This is a genomic window from Xenorhabdus sp. TH1 (assembly GCF_037260955.1).
Lineage (GTDB): Bacteria > Pseudomonadota > Gammaproteobacteria > Enterobacterales > Enterobacteriaceae > Xenorhabdus > Xenorhabdus griffiniae.
Genome location: NZ_CP147734.1, coordinates 2,670,001 through 2,687,381 on the forward strand (window position 1 = coordinate 2,670,001; position 17,381 = coordinate 2,687,381).

The 17,381-nt window shown below is 41.8% G+C and carries 17 protein-coding genes (1 of these 17 running past the window's edge); 6 read left to right on the plus strand and 11 right to left on the minus strand.

The features are described 5' to 3' along the window. Nucleotides 1-347: the beginning of a transposase gene (locus WDV74_RS11710; RefSeq protein WP_338882965.1), read on the minus strand. It extends 862 nt beyond the left edge of the window; 347 of the gene's 1,209 nt are visible here — the first part of the coding sequence; its start codon is at nt 345-347; its stop codon lies beyond the left edge, outside the window. Nucleotides 348-369: 22 nt separating this feature from the next. Here WDV74_RS11710 and tnpA point away from each other — a divergent pair, with 22 nt between their 5' ends. Next, complete coding sequence (gene tnpA / locus WDV74_RS11715; protein WP_338885602.1) at nt 370-786, plus strand: IS200/IS605 family transposase; 417 nt, start codon at nt 370-372, stop codon at nt 784-786. 177 nt (nt 787-963) lie between these two features. On the opposite strand, the gene clpB is transcribed toward tnpA, so the two are convergent. The 3 genes from clpB to rluD all read right to left on the minus strand — a co-directional run bounded on the left by clpB (nt 964) and on the right by rluD (nt 5,383). Then, complete coding sequence (clpB, locus tag WDV74_RS11720) at nt 964-3,537, minus strand: ATP-dependent chaperone ClpB (RefSeq protein WP_338882966.1); 2,574 nt, start codon at nt 3,535-3,537, stop codon at nt 964-966. Between the two features lie 129 nt (nt 3,538-3,666). Next, nucleotides 3,667-4,398: a purine nucleoside phosphorylase YfiH gene (gene yfiH / locus WDV74_RS11725; protein WP_338882967.1), complete on the minus strand. Its 732-nt coding sequence runs from the start codon at nt 4,396-4,398 to the stop codon at nt 3,667-3,669. Between the two features lie 7 nt (nt 4,399-4,405). Continuing rightward, nucleotides 4,406-5,383 carry a 23S rRNA pseudouridine(1911/1915/1917) synthase RluD gene (gene rluD / locus WDV74_RS11730; protein WP_338882968.1) on the minus strand — a complete coding sequence of 326 codons (978 nt, stop codon included), beginning with the start codon at nt 5,381-5,383 and terminating at the stop codon, nt 4,406-4,408. Between the two features lie 147 nt (nt 5,384-5,530). On the opposite strand from rluD, the gene bamD reads away from it, so the two are divergent. The 3 genes from bamD (at nt 5,531) to pheA (ending at nt 8,497) form a co-directional block, all read left to right on the plus strand. Continuing rightward, nucleotides 5,531-6,253, plus strand: coding sequence for an outer membrane protein assembly factor BamD (gene bamD / locus WDV74_RS11735; protein ID WP_338885603.1), 723 nt, complete (start codon nt 5,531-5,533; stop codon nt 6,251-6,253). A 442-nt stretch (nt 6,254-6,695) separates the two neighbouring features. Further along, nucleotides 6,696-7,028, plus strand: a complete 333-nt coding sequence (gene raiA / locus WDV74_RS11740) for a ribosome-associated translation inhibitor RaiA (RefSeq protein WP_047771873.1) — start codon at nt 6,696-6,698, stop codon at nt 7,026-7,028. Nucleotides 7,029-7,342: 314 nt separating this feature from the next. Then, nucleotides 7,343-8,497: a bifunctional chorismate mutase/prephenate dehydratase gene (pheA, locus tag WDV74_RS11745; RefSeq protein ID WP_338882971.1), complete on the plus strand. Its 1,155-nt coding sequence runs from the start codon at nt 7,343-7,345 to the stop codon at nt 8,495-8,497. A 49-nt stretch (nt 8,498-8,546) separates the two neighbouring features. Here pheA and tyrA read toward each other — a convergent pair whose 3' ends face one another. From tyrA to ffh, 7 genes are all read right to left on the minus strand, one after another. Beyond that, on the minus strand, nt 8,547-9,668 hold the full coding sequence (gene tyrA, locus WDV74_RS11750) for a bifunctional chorismate mutase/prephenate dehydrogenase (protein ID WP_338882972.1): 1,122 nt from the start codon (nt 9,666-9,668) through the stop codon (nt 8,547-8,549). A 5-nt stretch (nt 9,669-9,673) separates the two neighbouring features. Next, the gene (locus tag WDV74_RS11755) at nt 9,674-10,768 is read right to left on the minus strand and encodes a 3-deoxy-7-phosphoheptulonate synthase (protein ID WP_338882973.1); all 1,095 of its coding nucleotides are present in this window, start codon (nt 10,766-10,768) and stop codon (nt 9,674-9,676) included. 672 nt (nt 10,769-11,440) lie between these two features. Further along, nucleotides 11,441-11,794, minus strand: a complete 354-nt coding sequence (rplS, locus tag WDV74_RS11760; protein ID WP_338882974.1) for a 50S ribosomal protein L19 — start codon at nt 11,792-11,794, stop codon at nt 11,441-11,443. A gap of 65 nt (nt 11,795-11,859) precedes the next feature. Further along, nucleotides 11,860-12,612 carry a tRNA (guanosine(37)-N1)-methyltransferase TrmD gene (gene trmD / locus WDV74_RS11765; protein WP_338882976.1) on the minus strand — a complete coding sequence of 251 codons (753 nt, stop codon included), beginning with the start codon at nt 12,610-12,612 and terminating at the stop codon, nt 11,860-11,862. 37 nt (nt 12,613-12,649) lie between these two features. Continuing rightward, nucleotides 12,650-13,198, minus strand: coding sequence for a ribosome maturation factor RimM (gene rimM / locus WDV74_RS11770; protein WP_338882977.1), 549 nt, complete (start codon nt 13,196-13,198; stop codon nt 12,650-12,652). Nucleotides 13,199-13,216: 18 nt separating this feature from the next. After that, nucleotides 13,217-13,465 (minus strand): 30S ribosomal protein S16, encoded by a 249-nt coding sequence (gene rpsP, locus WDV74_RS11775; protein ID WP_338885604.1) that lies wholly within the window; start codon nt 13,463-13,465, stop codon nt 13,217-13,219. 137 nt (nt 13,466-13,602) lie between these two features. Continuing rightward, a complete protein-coding gene (gene ffh, locus WDV74_RS11780) occupies nt 13,603-14,964 on the minus strand; it encodes a signal recognition particle protein (protein WP_338882978.1) in 1,362 nt (453 codons plus the stop codon). Between the two features lie 198 nt (nt 14,965-15,162). Here ffh and WDV74_RS11785 point away from each other — a divergent pair, with 198 nt between their 5' ends. Next, nucleotides 15,163-15,954, plus strand: a complete 792-nt coding sequence (locus WDV74_RS11785; RefSeq protein WP_338882979.1) for an inner membrane protein YpjD — start codon at nt 15,163-15,165, stop codon at nt 15,952-15,954. A gap of 51 nt (nt 15,955-16,005) precedes the next feature. After that, nucleotides 16,006-17,289, plus strand: a complete 1,284-nt coding sequence (locus WDV74_RS11790) for an HlyC/CorC family transporter (protein ID WP_338882981.1) — start codon at nt 16,006-16,008, stop codon at nt 17,287-17,289. Nucleotides 17,290-17,381 lie beyond the last annotated feature (92 nt).

Sequence of the window (17,381 nt, forward strand, 5' to 3'; positions counted from 1 at the left end):
TGCGGGTAGCGGAATGAGTCATGTTGACCACGTTTTTTGAAGCGGGGGAATGCAGCCCGCTTCTGGAAGAAATTTTTGTAGCCGCGCTCCAGATCTTTCAGTGACTGCTGCAACGGTTGCGAGGGAGATTCTTTCAGCCATTGTGTTTCAGGTACGGATTTCCACTCAATCAGCCATGAAGCCATTTTGGTGTAGGGGAGATATTTATTCCCTGCTGCATGGTTCTCATTCTGGAGTGCCAGTGCACGGTTAAAAACGAAGCGACAAGCCCCTGCGAAGCGTCGCATATCGCGCTCCTGCTGACCATTTGGTCTTAACTGGAATTTGAAGGCTTGAAGTCGTTTCATGACTATCATTATACTTTGGTCTATGACAAAAGAAACTGATAGTCGACGCGGAAGACACGGTGTTTTCCTGATGCACGTCCACTTGGTATTCGTCGCCAAGTATCGACGAAAGATATTCGATCTTGATGCCATCGAAAAGCTACGCAGCTACTTTAGCAGCGTATGTGCTGATTTTGGTGTTGAACTGGTTGAAATGGACGGCGAATACGACCACGTGCATTTGCTGATCAACTCCCCGCCAAAGCTCGCAGTATCGAATCTGGTCAACAGTCTTAAAGGCGTTTCCAGCAGGCTGCTTCGGCGTGACCGTCCAGATATTGCTCTACGCTATTACTACAAAGGCGTTCTGTGGACACCGAGCTATTTTGCAAGCAGTTGCGGAGGTGCGCCGATCTCGATCATCCGGCAATACATCGAGCAGCAGAAAACACCAGGTTAGTCGGAAAACCGCGCCTGATAAAAAGAAAAAAGAGGTGCAAATACACCTCTTATACCAATCTAACGTCAAGATGCGTGTGATTTATCCCCGCTTCGTGGGGATAAATCAGGTTTCATATAGTATTGTAAATTGCAACTTGCAGTTTAATGCGTATTAAAACTTTCTAAGCAATCATTATCATTGTGTTGCAACAATACGATTGTCTTCTAATTTCAACGTTACTAACTTACCTGGTATCAATTTACCAGAGAGAATTTGCTGAGCCAGTGGATTTTCAATCTCTTGCTGGATGGCCCGTTTCAATGGACGAGCGCCATATACAGGATCAAAACCAGCTTCGCTTAGTTTTTCCAACGCTGGCGGTGTTATCTCCACTTGATAACCATGATCTTCCAAACGCTGATATAAACGCTGCAATTGAATATTCGTAATAGATTTCAGATGTTCTTTCCCTAATGGGTGGAACACCACAACTTCATCAACCCGGTTAATAAACTCAGGCCTGAAATGATGACCAACCACTTCCATCACCATATTTTTCATACCCATATAATCCAATGTACCAAAGCGTTCTTGAATCATATCGGAGCCTAAGTTAGAGGTCATAATCACAACGGTGTTACGAAAATCAACTGTTCTTCCTTGACCATCAGTCAAACGGCCATCATCCAATACCTGCAACAAAATATTGAAAACATCTGAGTGGGCTTTCTCTACTTCATCCAGCAAAATGACAGAATAAGGACGACGGCGCACCGCTTCTGTCAAATACCCACCTTCTTCATATCCAACGTAGCCGGGAGGCGCTCCCACCAACCTTGAAACGGCGTGTTTTTCCATAAACTCTGACATATCAATGCGTACCATAGCATCATCACTGTCAAACAAGAAATTAGCCAACGCCTTACACAATTCTGTTTTTCCCACTCCTGTCGGTCCTAAGAACATAAAGGAACCGATTGGACGATTAGGATCAGATAATCCTGCTCTGCTACGACGAATTGCATTCGATACTGCATCAACTGCTTCATTCTGCCCTATCACGCGCTTGTGCAATTCTTGCTCCATACGCAGTAACTTATCTTTTTCACTTTCCAGCATTCTAGATACAGGGATCCCTGTCCAGCGCGCGAGTATTTCAGCAATTTCAGCATCCGTGACTTTGTTACGTAGCAACTTCATATGACGATTTTCTGCTGTTGTTGCTGTTGCCAGACGTTTTTCCAATTCTGGAATTTTTCCGTACTGAATTTCAGACATTTTAGCCAGGTCGCCACTACGGCGAGCTTTTTCTAATTCAATACGGACATTTTCTAATTCAGCCTTGATATTCTGGGTGCCACTAAGTTCAGCTTTCTCCGCTTTCCACTCTTCTTCCAATTCAGAATATTCACGTTCTTTTTCTGCCAGCTCTTCGTTCAGCATCTCTAAACGTTTTTTACTGGCATCATCCGACTCTTTTTTCAGTGCTTGCTGCTCAAGTTTTAATTGAATAACCCGACGCTCAAGGCGATCCAATGCTTCTGGTTTAGAATCCATCTGCATACGCAGACTTGCCCCTGCTTCATCAATCAAATCAATTGCTTTATCAGGCAGCATACGATCAGAAATGTAGCGATGAGATAATGTTGCAGCCGCCACTATAGCCGGATCAGTAATTTGGACGTGATGATGCAACTCATATCGCTCTTTCAATCCACGTAAAATAGCAATCGTGTCCTCAACCGTAGGTTCTGCCACATAAACTTTCTGGAAACGACGTTCTAAAGCCGCATCTTTTTCTATATATTGACGATATTCATCAAGTGTTGTAGCTCCAACACAATGCAGTTCCCCACGAGCCAGAGCGGGTTTTAGCATATTACCAGCATCCATTGCGCCTTCGGCTTTGCCAGCGCCTACCATAGTGTGCAACTCATCAATAAACAGAATGACTGAACCTTCCTGTTTGGCAAGATCGTTCAAAACACCTTTCAAACGCTCTTCAAATTCACCACGATATTTAGCACCGGCTAATAACGCTCCCATATCAAGAGACAGAACACGTTTGTTTTTCAGCCCTTCTGGAACCTCACCATTGACAATACGCTGTGCCAATCCTTCAACAATCGCGGTCTTCCCAACCCCTGGCTCACCAATAAGGACAGGGTTATTTTTGGTTCTACGTTGCAATACCTGAATAGTTCGACGAATTTCTTCATCACGCCCGATCACAGGATCTAATTTGCCTTGTTCAGCACGTTCAGTCAGATCAATAGTATATTTCTTTAATGCCTGGCGCTGATCTTCTGCGCCTTGCTCATTCACTTTTTCACCACCACGCATTTGTTCTATTGCCTTAGTGATTTTATCCTTAGTTGCTCCCGCCGCTTTCAACATGTCACTTAATGTTCCACGTTCTTCTATCGCTGCCAGAACAAAGAGTTCAGAAGAAATGAAGTTATCACCTGATTTTTGTGCAAGTTTGTCACACAGGTTTAAATAACGTCCCAGTTCGTTGGATACCTGCACATCTCCACCATTGCCTTCTACTTTCGGCAATCGGTTCAGAGCCTGATTCAGTTGATCATTGAAACTTCCTGTATCCACCCCTGCCGAGGCCAATAAAGGACGTACTGAACCGCCTTCTTGATTGATTAATGCACTCATCAAGTGGATTGGTTCGATGAATTGGTTATCACGCCCTAACGCGAGGGATTGGGCGTCAGAGAGAGCAAGTTGGAATTTATTGGTAAGACGATCCAGGCGCATAACACCTCCAATACTGGTCAGAATTTGCTACTGGAGACTAGATAAGGTCATTCCTTAAATATTCAAGGTCTTCTGAAAAGTTAATTGGAAACTTACCGCTATACGCCAAAGATCGTCCTGTAAGGTAGGTTATCGCAACCAGATTAAAGTTGCCATTCGCCCTGTATTACCATCACGACGATAGGAGAAAAAGTTTTTTTCCTCCGTGACAGTACATGCGGTTCCACCAAAAATCTCCGTTATTCCTACTGACTGCAACTTTAATTTAGCCAGTAAGTAAATATTTGCCAGAAACTTATTACCATAAGATGTAAAAGCTTGTTCCAGATCAGGATTGGTTGCGATGAAAGCGTCCCTAACCTCACTTCCCACCTCAAATTTTTCAGGACCAATAGCAGGTCCCAACCACACACGGATCATATCTGGTTTTGCGTTAAATCGAGACACGGTATTCTCCAACACTCCGGCACATAATCCGCGCCATCCAGCATGAGCCGCCGCAACCTCATCACCAGAAATACTGCAAAAAAGAACGGGTAAGCAATCTGCTGTCATCACAGCACAAACCTGATCAGGGATATTCGTGTAAACGGCATCGGCCTGATTATTCACCAATGGCTGGCCATCAAGTGTGATAACACGTGTTCCGTGTACTTGCTCCAACCATGTAGGTTGCTGCGGTAATTGAGCATATTCAACCAATCGTGTTCTATTCCATTCCACGTATTCTGGAACGTCCCCAACATGATTACCTAGATTTAAACTGTCATATGGGGATTGGCTTACTCCACCTAAACGGGTAGTACTGCAAGCGCCAACATTATCAGGCTGTGGCCAATCAGGAAAAATCAGTGATGTCATTGACTACCTACCAATCCATCTCATCTTTGAAAGTCTCGGCATCCACTTTCATGACTTCAATTAATTTAACCATGTCGTCCGGTAATGGAGCGTGCCATTCCATCTCAATTCCAGTGATCGGATGGTAAAGACGTAACATGGTTGCATGCAATGCCTGACGATCAAAATTACGCATCACTTCGCGAAATTTATCAGAAGCCCCTTTTAAGGGACGAGGCCGACCGCCGTACAGAGGATCACCCACCAACGGGTGTTTTATATGTGCCATGTGCACACGAATTTGGTGGGTTCTGCCTGTTTCCAAGCGCAAACGCAAACGGGTATGTGCCCGGAAATGTTCCATAACACGATAATGGGTAACAGCAGGTTTTCCCATAGGATGTACCGCCATATGTGTTCGTTTTGTTGGATGGCGGGAGATAGGTTCTTCTACCGTTCCTCCTGCCGTCATACATCCCAAAGCAACCGCTTCATATTCACGAGTTATTTCACGTAGTTGCAAAGATTCCACCAAACGAGTTTGTGCCGGAACGCTTTTTGCCACAACCATTAGCCCTGTCGTATCTTTGTCAAGACGATGAACAATACCTGCACGGGGAACATCTGCAATTTCAGGATAATGATATAGCAAAGCATTCAATACAGTACCGTCAGGATTACCGGCTCCCGGATGAACAACCAAATCACGAGGTTTATTAATGACCAAAATATCGTCATCTTCATAGACAATATTCAGTTCGATATTCTGAGGCTCCCAACGTGCATCTTCTTCAATGATAGCATCAACGGAGATTTCTTCACCGCCCAAGACTTTTTCTTTTGGTTTGCTAATTAATTTGCCATTAACTTGAACTTTATTATCCAAGATCCACTCTTTTATACGTGACCTAGAGTAATCGGGGAACAATTCAGCCAAAGCTTGATCTAAGCGTTGACCAAGCTGAGATTCAGCGACTATTGCATTAAGTCGGATTTGTTGTGCCATATATAACTTCTATATTTTACGTTGAGTTTTGACGGCGAGGCCGTTTCATTTAAAATAGTGTGCTATTGTAACCCCATATTTTGCCGGGAGCTTCACGGACAGTCTCCCAGAAAACACTCAGAGGATAATCAACACGTGATGATTCGCATGAAATATCTGGTGGCAGCGACCACATTGAGCCTGGTTCTATCTGGATGCTCCAGCAATAAGGATGCTGTTCCTGATATCCCGCCATCTCAAATTTATTCAATTGGGCAAGAAAAGCTGCAAGAAGGTAACTATAAAGCGGCTATCAAGCAATTGGAATCCCTTGATAACCGATATCCTTTTGGCCCATACTCCCAACAAGTTCAACTTGATCTGATCTACGCCTATTACAAATCAGCGGAATACCCACTGGCTCTCGCATCCATTGACCGTTTCATGCGCCTGAATCCAACCCACCCTAATATCGACTATGTGCTTTATATACGTGGTTTAGTTTCGCTAGCTCTGGATGACAGCCTATTACAAGGCCTTTTCGGCATTGATCGATCAAATCGTGATCCTGAACATGCCCGTGCTGCATTCCGTGATTTCAATCAGCTGGTGCGTTATTATCCGAACAGTCAGTATTCAACTGATGCTACCAAGCGGTTAATCTTCCTCAAAGAACGTTTAGCCAAATATGAACTTGCAGTTGTGCAATATTACACTAAACGCAGTGCTTATGTAGCTGTCGTCAATCGGGTAGAACAGATGCTACGAGATTATCCTGATACTAATGCAACTCAGAAAGCACTCCCTTATATGGAGTTAGCTTATAAAGAATTAGGGCTGACGGCTGAAGCCAATAAAGTGGCACAGTTAATCGCTGCCAATCCCGTATAAAATCTCATTCCATCAGATTTGAACAAGTGATCAAAAACAGCAGCCATTTAGCTGCTGTTTTTTTATCTAATAATGGAGTTCTAAAGTTGTATCGTTATCAGAAAATATCGCTGCTAGAAGTATGATTTTGTAAGACTTGCTTTTTGTTCTATTTGACCAACAGACTGAGCATATTTGGCTATATCCATATCTTCATTATTTTCATCTTGAAAATAATTCATATTTTATGACTATAACGCCATTTAATAATTCCATAACTGACCAATAATGGCGCATAATTCCTCCCTTCGCAACAAATATTCTCCATATCTTCCTTGGCTATCACAATTTCGTTACTCACTGCCAAAATCACTCAATAAAAGTGATTTAGATCATTCTTTTTATGCAAAATGGCGTTATGCTGGATGTATCAAAGACGGAGTAACATCAAAGAGGTAACTATATGTTAGTGAACATTACCAGCAAACAAATGGAAATTACCCCCGCAATTCGTAGCCATGTAGAAGACCGTCTAAGTAAGTTGAGCAAATGGCAAGTCAATCTAATCAATCCACATATCGTACTATCAAAAGAACCACAAGGATTCTTGGTTGATGCCACAATCGGTACACCGAATGGAACGTTAGTGGCTAGTGCTAAACATGAAGATATGTATGCAGCAATCAATGATCTGCTGACAAAATTAGAACGTCAACTCAATAAAGTGCAGCATAAAGCAGAAGCTCGCCGTACAGACAATAGTGTTAAAGAGTCCAATCTCAACTTAGAAGTATAGTCCTTCCTGATTATTTCCCTAACGCGCTCAATGAGCGCGTTTTTTACTGGCTGTTGACACTCCATGCTAAATAGGTTAATTAAACTACATTATTGAAACTATAAAGTAGCAGGCTAAAGGCCAAATGATTATCAAACCGTCTTTGTACTTTTTCTTTTTTTTCACCTTCTCATCAGGAGGTTGATTCGTTTCAAAGAAAATTTCAGAAGACGAATAAAAGCCTCCCATTGACAGGGAGGTTTTTTGTTTTACTGATCCCAAACATATTTACGATACACAGGCTACACTCATAATAAGAATATCAGGAACATACTATGGAACGAGACTTAGTGAGTTTACGAGAAGAAATTAGTCATATTGATGCGGAACTGCTGGATCTACTTGCTAAACGCCGAAAATTAGCCAGTGACATTGCCCAGACAAAACTGCTCGATCATCGCCCTATCCGAGATAAAAACCGTGAACGAGAGTTATTGAATGCATTGATTGATAAAGGAAAATCACGTGGATTAGATGGATTTTACATTACACGATTATTTCAGATGATCATTGAGGACTCTGTTCTCACCCAACAGGCTTTATTACAGCAATATCTGAATCAGACACCTTACGATTCCGCCCGTATTACTTTTTTAGGGCCAAAAGGTTCATATTCTCATATTGCCGCTCGACAATTTGCCGCTCGTCACTTTAATCAGTTGGTTGAGTGTAGTTGTCACAAATTCTCAGATATTTTCTCACTGGTTGAGATTGGTCAGGCTGATTATGGCATCCTGCCACTGGAAAATACCAGCTCAGGGGCAATCAATGAGGTTTATGATTTATTGCAACATACCCCTTTATCCCTTGTTGGAGAGATAACTCTGCCAATCAACCACTGTCTACTGGTTGCCGGACAAACTGATATCTCAAGGATAAAAACCGTTTATAGCCATTCCCAACCTTTTCAACAGTGTAGCCAATACCTCAATAAATATCCTAACTGGAATATTGTCTACTGTGAAAGCACCGCTGCTGCGATGCAAAAAGTGGCTGAACTCAACTCGCCAGAAATAGCCGCATTAGGCAGTGAGGCCGGCGGCACTCTTTATGGATTACATGTTTTAGAAAACAACCTGGCAAATCAGCAAGAGAATAGCACTCGCTTTATTGTCGTTTCCCGCAAATCTATTGACGTATCCGAGCAAGTTCCTGCCAAAACCACGTTTATTATATCCACCGGACAGCGAGCTGGAGCACTGGTTAATGCTCTCATTATCCTAAAGAAACATGATATCCCTATGAGTAAATTGGAGTCTCGCCCAATAAATGGCAAACCGTGGGAAGAGATGTTTTATATCGATGTACAAGCCAATCTGCGCTCTATGAAAATGCAACAAGCATTGAAAGAGTTGACGGAAATTACACGCTTTCTGAAAGTGTTAGGATCTTACCCATCAGAAAATGTAATACCGATTGATCCTGTCTAAAGTAAAAAAACACAAAACCGGATAGACGTATCCGGTTTTGAAATAAGGCCTATATTCGGTTGTCACTAGCCTGCTGCAAAAGCACCCTGCTTTCCTTCATAAATCGAGCTGCTTCATCACCAAACCAATCTCTCACTTGGTTAAAACTCTCAATAAAAGCTGATTTATCTTGATGATCCAAGATGTTCAGCACTTGTCCGAAACTTTGGTAATACCGACGTATAAGTGCAATATTTTCAGGACTAGACATAATAATATCAGCATACAGTTGGGCATCTTGTGCAAATAATCGACCTACCATCGCTAGCTCCAATCGATATATCGGTGAAGATAATGAAAGCAATTGTTGTAAGTCGATATTCTCCTTTGCAAGATGCCGTCCGTAAGAGAAGGTAGTGAAATGACGTAACGCCTGAACGAAACTCATATTTTTATCATGCTTCTCTGCGGTAATTTGATGCAACCTTGCTCCCCATACTGATATCTGTTCCAAAAACCATTGATACGATTCTGGATAGCGCCCATCACAATACACAACCACTTGCTTAGCAAAGCTACCTACATCTGGCCCAAACATAGGATGCAATCCTAAAACCGGCCCTTTATGTACTTCAAGCATCGCATTTAGCGGTTTTTGCTTGATTGAAGCCAAATCAACTAAAATGCATTGTTCTGGCAACGGGGGTAATTGACGGATAATCTTCTCTGTCAAGTGAATAGGGACACTGACGATCACCATCCCTGCTCCGGCTAATATATGTTCGGCGTTATCCCAATCGTCAGCTTCGAGCACCCTGACTTCATAGCCAGACAGTGTCAACAATCGACTGAATAATCGGCCCATTTTGCCAGAACCACCTACAATGACAACAGATCCCAAATGAGTACTGAGTTTTTTAAAGCCTTTGTTATTTTCACTGACATAAGATTCTCGCATAATTCGGCGTAAGACATCTTCAATCAAATCAGGCGGAATTCCCATATTTTCCGCCTCCTCACGGCGGGAAGCCAACATAGCAGCTTCCCGGTCAGGATCATAAATCGGTAAGCCAAGTTGACTCTTAACTTCACCAACTTGCGCCACTAAATTCATTCTTTTTGCCAGCAACGATAATAAAGTTTTATCTGCCTCATCAATTTGAGCTCTCAGCTGTGACAATTCTGCTGTCATATTGATTATCCTGCTTTTTCCATCATTATGTTTCGATTAGCTAAATGTGGAGCGATTTGTTGGTGCAGTTTTTTCAATATTTGCTCCGTAGTCTGCCAGCTAATGCAGGCGTCTGTCACCGAAATACCATACTTCATCTCAGAACGAGGTTGTTCAGAGGATTGATTTCCCTCATGAATATGGCTTTCCAACATAATCCCAGTGATGGATTGATTTCCGGATATAATTTGTTCAGCAACAGAATCCACAACGATACTCTGGCGACGAAAATCTTTACTGGAATTACCGTGACTACAATCAATCATCAGCGATGGTATCAACCCTGCCTTAATCATCTGACGTTCACAATCAGCAACGTGTTCTTCGCTGTAATTCGGCACTGCACCACCACGCAATATCACATGTCCATTCGGATTACCTTGAGTTTGTAGCAAACAAACTTGACCTGACTGATTTATCCCCATAAAGCGATGAGGCATTGCTGCTGCTTTCATGGCATTAATTGCTGTATTCAAACTACCATCCGTGCCATTTTTAAATCCGACGGGTACAGACAATCCTGATGCCATTTCACGATGAGTTTGAGATTCCGTTGTTCTTGCACCAATTGCTGACCAGCTAAATAGATCCCCTAAGTATTGGGGATTATTGGGATCAAGTGCCTCATTAGCCAATGGCAATCCCATTTCGACCAAGTTCAACAACAGACGACGGGCAATATGCAGCCCCGCATCCATATCAAATGAACCATCCATATAAGGATCACTAATTAACCCTTTCCAACCAACGGTTGTACGAGGCTTTTCAAAATAGACACGCATAACAATATACAGACAATCACTCAATTCAGCAGAAAGCACTTTCAAACGACGGGCATAGTCTAGGGCTGCATCCACATCATGAATTGAACATGGACCACATACCACTAATAAACGAGGATCACGATGCTGAATAATGTCAGCGATAGTATTACGCGCGTTTGTGATGGCATGTCGATCATGGCTATTCAACGGATATTTCTGTTTCAACTCCTCCGGTGTAATGAGGACTTGTTCACCAAGGATATGAACGTTATTCAGGGCGTCTTTTTGCATGATCATTTCTACCTGCCTTATCTGTTTAATGTTTATCTAAGTGTCTGATGAATAACATACCATGAGCCGTAAAGAATACAATCCAAAATCGTAAATTAATTCCACAAACCGTAAATATTTTTTTACAAAAATACAGAGACTATTTATAGTATGAACAGTCAAAAAAACCATTGAATTTTATTTTCATGTAAAAATATATAAATAATTCTTAAAACTAACCCATTGTAAATTAAATTTCACAATCACATAAAAATAATCTATCTAAAACTTATGTATCACTTGTTACAAAAAAATATTCTTATAAATAAATCAATAAAAACAACATCTCAATCTTATTTTTATTTAAATAAAACAATAATATTAATGTTTATATGAAACTATAAAACAATATCTATAAACGATAGCTATACCCAGAGATCTAAAGCTACGATTAGCAGCCTGGAAGTGAAGATATAAATCAAACCGATACAAAAGCCTGTATTACCAATTTTTATTTTTCTCTCAAACATATAGTAAGGATAAATATGATAACACTAATATTTACCATAATAATCAAATAGTTATATATATTATGCAGAAATGAAATTGGACAGGCAGACGGAATCTTTGAAATTTAGAATGTAAAAAGGCCAGCATATATGCTGGCCTTTAATAACTTTCGGATGTAGCAAAAGCGTATTATTTTGCGTTCAAACGCTCTTTAATACGAGCCGCCTTACCAGAACGCTCACGCAGGTAGTACAGTTTAGCTCTACGAACAGCACCACGGCGTTTAACAGTAATGCTGTCTACGACTGGGGAGTGAGTCTGGAATACACGCTCAACGCCTTCGCCGTTAGAAATCTTACGAACAGTGAATGCAGAGTGCAGACCGCGGTTACGAATCGCAATAACCACGCCCTCGAATGCCTGCAGACGCTTTTTAGAACCTTCAACGACCCATACCTTAACTTCCACGGTATCACCCGGACGGAATGAAGGTACGTCTTGCTTCATCTGCTCTTGTTCAAGTTGTTTAATAATGTTGCTCATAATAACTCTCTTACCCTAGGTAAACTGATATATCAAAGACATCCCTTCAACGGAATATGTCTGGATTAATTCGTTGCCTGATCTCGATATTCCCGTTGGAATTCAGATAGCAACATCCTTTGCTCGTCAGTCAGAGCTAGGTTTTCTAGAAGTTCGGGCCTTCTTAACCAGGTTCGGCCAAGCGACTGTTTCATTCGCCAGCGATTAATTTCCGCATGGTTTCCCGACAGCAAAACTGGGGGTACTTCCATACTATCTAACACTTCAGGGCGAGTATAATGTGGGCAATCCAACAATCCATCAGCGAATGAGTCTTCTTCTGCCGATGCTTGACGCCCCAATACTCCCGGAATAAACCGTGATATCGAGTCAATCATCGTCATTGCAGGAAGCTCTCCCCCACTGAGAACATAATCACCGATAGACCATTCTTCGTCAATTTCGGTTTGGATGATACGCTCATCAATACCTTCATAACGCCCGCAAACCAGAATTAATTTCTCATTTGCTGCCAGTTCACAAACTCCCTGTTGATCGAGTTTGCGTCCCTGAGGTGAAAGATAAATCACCTTTGCACCATCACCTGCCGAAGATTTAGCTGCATGAATGGCTTCCCGTAATGGTTGCACCATCATCAGCATGCCTGGACCACCGCCATAAGGGCGATCATCAACAGTACGATGCCGGTCGTGGGTAAAATCCCGCGGATTCCAGCATTCGAGACTCAACAGGCCATTTTTTACTGCCCGACCAGTTACCCCGTAATCGGTTATTGCGCGGAACATTTCAGGAAACAGGCTAATAACCCCAATCCACATACTGCGTCCCACTCATTTAAACCGTTTTTACCGGAGATTAAAAACCAGGATCCCAATCTACCTCAATAGTTTTGGTAGCGAGATCGACTTTCTTGATAACCTGCCCATCAAGAAACGGAACCAGCCGCTCCTTGATACCGAATGCATCTTTCAGGTTTGCTTTTATCACCATCACATCGTTAGAACCCGTTTCCATCATGTCATGAATGATTCCAAGGTTATAACCAGCTGTATTTATTACTTGGCAGCCAATAAGGTCTTTCCAGTAATAATCACCTTCTTCCAGTTCTGGTAATTGGCTACAATCCACTACAACTTCACAGTTAGTGAATAAATTCGCCGCATCCCGATCATCAATACCTTTGATTTTGATGATAATATCTTGGTTATGGTATTTCCATGCTTCTAGTTCAATGTGTTGCCATTGACCTAAGCGTTGAATAAACCACGGTTGATATTCAAAAATGTCTTCGGTGTGTTCGGTGGAAGAAAAAACTCTGAGCCAACCACGAATGCCATATGAAGATCCTAATTTCCCCAATACAATTGGCTCAACAGGGGGCTTCAGGCCAGATTGTTTGCTCATTGTTACCACCGCGACAGATTAAGCTACTTTCTTAGCGTCTTTGATCAGTGTAGCAACACGATCAGACACAGATGCACCCAGACCAATCCAGTGTTCGATACGGTCCAGATCTAAACGCAGAGCTTCTGCTTTTCCTGAAGCGATTGGGTTGAAGAAACCAACACGCTCAATAAAACGACCATCACGCGCATTGCGGCTATCGGTCACGACTACTTGATAAAACGGACGCTTTTTTGCGCCGCCACGAGCTAAACGAATTGTTACCATAACATCCTCATTAGTTAGCAAAACAACCAGACGCCATCGAGGAATGGCGTCCGGCTGTCCATTTAAAAGCCCGAAAATTTTACTCACTTTGGCGCAAAAAGCAATCCAAAGAACATTTTCTTTCGTAACTTTGTTGATTATCGCCCCATAAATCCCGGTGGCAGCATACCTTTCATGCCTCGCATCATTTTTGCCAACCCCCCTTTCTTCATTTTTTTCATCATACGCTGCATTTCATCAAACTGTTTCAACAATCGGTTGACATCCTGCACCTGTGTACCCGATCCCATCGCAATACGGCGCTTACGGGAACCTTTGATGATTTCTGGTTTTTCACGCTCTTTGCGGGTCATGGAATTAATGATGGCTTCCATTTTAACCAGAACCTTGTCATCCATTTGAGATTTAACAGCGTCAGGGATCTGTGATATTCCCGGCATTTTGCTCAACATGCTAGCCATTCCGCCCATGTTACGCATCTGTTTAAGCTGTTCAAGAAAATCGCTTAAATCAAAACCATCCCCTTTTTTCAGTTTAGATGCCAATTTTTCCGCTTGGGTACGATCCACTTTGCTTTCAAGTTCTTCGATCAATGAAAGCATGTCTCCCATGCCCAAAATACGGGATGCAATGCGATCAGGATAGAAAGGTTCTAATGCATCCGTTTTTTCACCAACACCGAGGAATTTGATGGGTTTACCCGTGATATGGCGGATAGAAAGCGCAGCACCGCCACGCGCATCACCATCTACTTTGGTCAGAATAACCCCTGTTAATGGCAATGCTTCATTGAATGCTTTTGCTGTATTTGCCGCATCTTGACCTGTCATTGCATCAACAACAAACAAGGTTTCAACAGGATTAATAGCCGCATGAACCGCTTTGATTTCATCCATCATAGCTTCATCAACATGCAAACGGCCTGCTGTATCGACTAATAGCACATCATAGAATTTCAGCTTAGCATGTTGGATTGCTTTATTGACAATATCAACGGGTTTTTCCTGTGGTTCGGAAGGGAAAAAGTCAATTCCAACCGTTTCAGACAGAGTTTCAAGCTGTTTGATTGCCGCTGGTCGGTATACGTCAGCAGAAACAACCAAGATTTTTTTCTTGTTTTTCTCTTTCAGCAACTTACCTAATTTAGCAACGCTGGTCGTCTTACCTGCACCTTGCAAACCAGCCATAAGAACCACCGCGGGAGGTTGTGCGGAAAGGTTCAATTCACTGTTAACCTCTCCCATCGCCTTAACCAATTCATTCTGAACGATTTTGACGAATTCCTGGCCTGGAGTCAGACTTTTGTTAACCTCATGCCCCACAGCGCTCTCTTTAACGCGTGCAATAAAATCACGCACAACAGGCAATGCAACATCCGCTTCGAGCAAAGCCATACGAACTTCGCGCAGCGTATCTTTAATATTATCTTCAGTCAGCCGTCCACGACCACTGATATTGCGCAATGTGCGCGATAGTCTGTCAGTTAAATTATCAAACATTGTCTCAGCTCAGATATCTACAAGTGGGTCTACCTGTAAGGCAAATTTCGCAAATTATAGCACGATGCTTATGTGATCTCTGCAAAGAGATTCCCAAGTATGATTAACAACGGTTGGAGGCTACTCTTGCTAGCGGTATACTTAAATTTCAGGTTCAATCCATACCCAATGGATTTAATTGCGAAAACGATAAACGTTATGCTGATATTTTCAATTATTGCTTTACTTGCCTATCTCATAAACCTGACACTCATCGTGCCCGGTTTATTGCGCCAACAAAACAGTTATCAAAAACTGGCACTTTCTTTTGCAATTGTAGCGTTAGTCACTCACGCAATTGCATTGAAATACCAAGTTTTTCATGTCAGCAGTGGACAAAATCTCACGTTATTGAATTTAGGCTCAATTGTCAGCTTGCTTATGTGCATCATCATGACAGTCGTCGCTTTCCGTGGACGTGCATGGTTTTTACTACCTATTGTTTACAGCTTTGCCATGATAAATTTGATACTAGCTAGCATGATGCCGGGAGAATTTATTACGCATCTTGAAGGCAGTGTCGAATTATTTATTCATATTGGGCTGGCATTACTCGGCTATGCTACTTTACTCATCGCAGCACTTTACGCATTGCAACTTGGTTGGTTGGATCATCAACTTAAAAAGAAAAAACTCACATTCACCTCTGGCATTCCTCCATTGATGACAATTGAGCGCAAAATGTTTCACATCATCCAAGTTGGTGTAATTTTACTAACATTAACACTATGTACTGGCATCATGTACATGGATGATATTTTTAGTAAAGAAAATATTCATAAATCTGTTTTATCTATCATTGCATGGTTTATTTACGTTATTTTGCTTTGGGGACATTATCATGAAGGGTGGCGCGGAAAGCGTGTTATTTGGTTCAACTTAATTGGCGCATTTATTTTAACGCTGGCTTTTTTCGGTAGCAGGTTATTGCAGGAAATGATGATTTATTAATGAGTTAATTATCATCGCCAATTTGTATAATTATTAGGAAGGAACTCTGTTTTGGAGAACGTTTCAACAAGTACATTGATTATAATTCTTATTGTCATGGTTATTGTTTCGGCTTATTTCTCTGCCTCAGAAACTAGCATGATGACAATCAACAGATATCGCTTACGCCATTTGGCTAAACAGGGGAACAATCCCGCACGCAGGGTAGAATCTCTGTTGCGCCATCCAGACAGACTCATTAGTCTGATACTTATCGGTAATAATCTCGTCAATATCTTAGCGTCCTCTCTTGCTACTATCGTTGGTATGCGTCTCTATGGTGATGCCGGTGTTGCTATTGCAACAGGTGTACTCACATTCATTATTCTTGTTTTTTCTGAAGTGATGCCAAAGACCATCGCAGCGCTTTACCCTGAAAGAGTTGCATTCCCAAGTAGCTTCCTGTTACGCCCACTCGAAAAAATTATGCTACCCCTTGTTTGGTCATTTAATAAAATCAGTTTACTACTTATGCGCTGTTTGGGTATCAAAACCTCTAATATCCGCAGTGATGCCGTCAGTAAAGACGAGCTACGCACAATTGTGAATGAATCAAACGCCAATCTATCACGCCGTAATCAAGATATGCTGCTCTCAATATTAGATCTTGAGAAAGTCACCGTTGGTGACATTATGATCCCACGTAATGAAATTGTCGGTATTGATATTAACAATGATTGGAAATCCATTATCAGGCAACTGACACACTCTCCACATGGACGTATTGTGTTATATCGAAATTCCCTTGATGATGCTATCGGTATGCTCCGAGTGCGTGAGGCCTATCGACTGATGATGGAAAAAAAAGAATTCACAAAAAGAAATTTACTCAAAGCCGCAGATAAAATCTATTTCATCCCTGTTAGCACACCACTAAATATCCAACTTATTAATTTCCAACATAACAAGCAAAAGGCGGGATTAATCGTTGATGAATATGGCGATATTCAAGGATTAGTAACTGTCGAGGATATTTTAGAAGAAATCGTCGGTGATTTTACTACATCCATGTCTCCAACTCTGGCAGAAGAGGTTCTTCCGCAAAGTGACGGCTCCGTTCTGGTTGGTGGTACAACTAATATCCGTGAATTAAATAAAGCTTTCTGTTGGGCGCTTCCCGAAGATGGTCCAAGGACAATGAATGGAATGATTTTGGAAGAACTCGGCGAAATTCCTGAATTAAACACTCAAGTGCAGATCAATGAATATAATTTTGAAGTTCTTGCGGTACAGGACAATGTTATCAAGCAAGTTCGTGTAACACCGATAAACCACGATATAAAATTCAGTGGATAATTTAATCGACATATACACTTAAGCCAATATTCAGCTTTACCTATTTTTAACAGACAGTAAAACTGAGTATGTATTTTTTTATTTAATTAAAA

What these genes read in the sequence shown, in the direction of transcription:
- tnpA (WP_338885602.1), top strand. Translation starts at nt 370, where the DNA reads ATGACAAAAGAAACTGATAGTCGACGCGGAAGACACGGTGTTTTCCTG.
- clpB (WP_338882966.1), bottom strand. Translation starts at nt 3,537, where the DNA reads ATGCGCCTGGATCGTCTTACCAATAAATTCCAACTTGCTCTCTCTGAC.
- yfiH (WP_338882967.1), bottom strand. Translation starts at nt 4,398, where the DNA reads ATGACATCACTGATTTTTCCTGATTGGCCACAGCCTGATAATGTTGGC.
- rluD (WP_338882968.1), bottom strand. Translation starts at nt 5,383, where the DNA reads ATGGCACAACAAATCCGACTTAATGCAATAGTCGCTGAATCTCAGCTT.
- bamD (WP_338885603.1), top strand. Translation starts at nt 5,531, where the DNA reads ATGAAATATCTGGTGGCAGCGACCACATTGAGCCTGGTTCTATCTGGA.
- raiA (WP_047771873.1), top strand. Translation starts at nt 6,696, where the DNA reads ATGTTAGTGAACATTACCAGCAAACAAATGGAAATTACCCCCGCAATT.
- pheA (WP_338882971.1), top strand. Translation starts at nt 7,343, where the DNA reads ATGGAACGAGACTTAGTGAGTTTACGAGAAGAAATTAGTCATATTGAT.
- tyrA (WP_338882972.1), bottom strand. Translation starts at nt 9,668, where the DNA reads ATGACAGCAGAATTGTCACAGCTGAGAGCTCAAATTGATGAGGCAGAT.
- WDV74_RS11755 (WP_338882973.1), bottom strand. Translation starts at nt 10,768, where the DNA reads ATGATCATGCAAAAAGACGCCCTGAATAACGTTCATATCCTTGGTGAA.
- rplS (WP_338882974.1), bottom strand. Translation starts at nt 11,794, where the DNA reads ATGAGCAACATTATTAAACAACTTGAACAAGAGCAGATGAAGCAAGAC.
- trmD (WP_338882976.1), bottom strand. Translation starts at nt 12,612, where the DNA reads ATGTGGATTGGGGTTATTAGCCTGTTTCCTGAAATGTTCCGCGCAATA.
- rimM (WP_338882977.1), bottom strand. Translation starts at nt 13,198, where the DNA reads ATGAGCAAACAATCTGGCCTGAAGCCCCCTGTTGAGCCAATTGTATTG.
- rpsP (WP_338885604.1), bottom strand. Translation starts at nt 13,465, where the DNA reads ATGGTAACAATTCGTTTAGCTCGTGGCGGCGCAAAAAAGCGTCCGTTT.
- ffh (WP_338882978.1), bottom strand. Translation starts at nt 14,964, where the DNA reads ATGTTTGATAATTTAACTGACAGACTATCGCGCACATTGCGCAATATC.
- WDV74_RS11785 (WP_338882979.1), top strand. Translation starts at nt 15,163, where the DNA reads ATGCTGATATTTTCAATTATTGCTTTACTTGCCTATCTCATAAACCTG.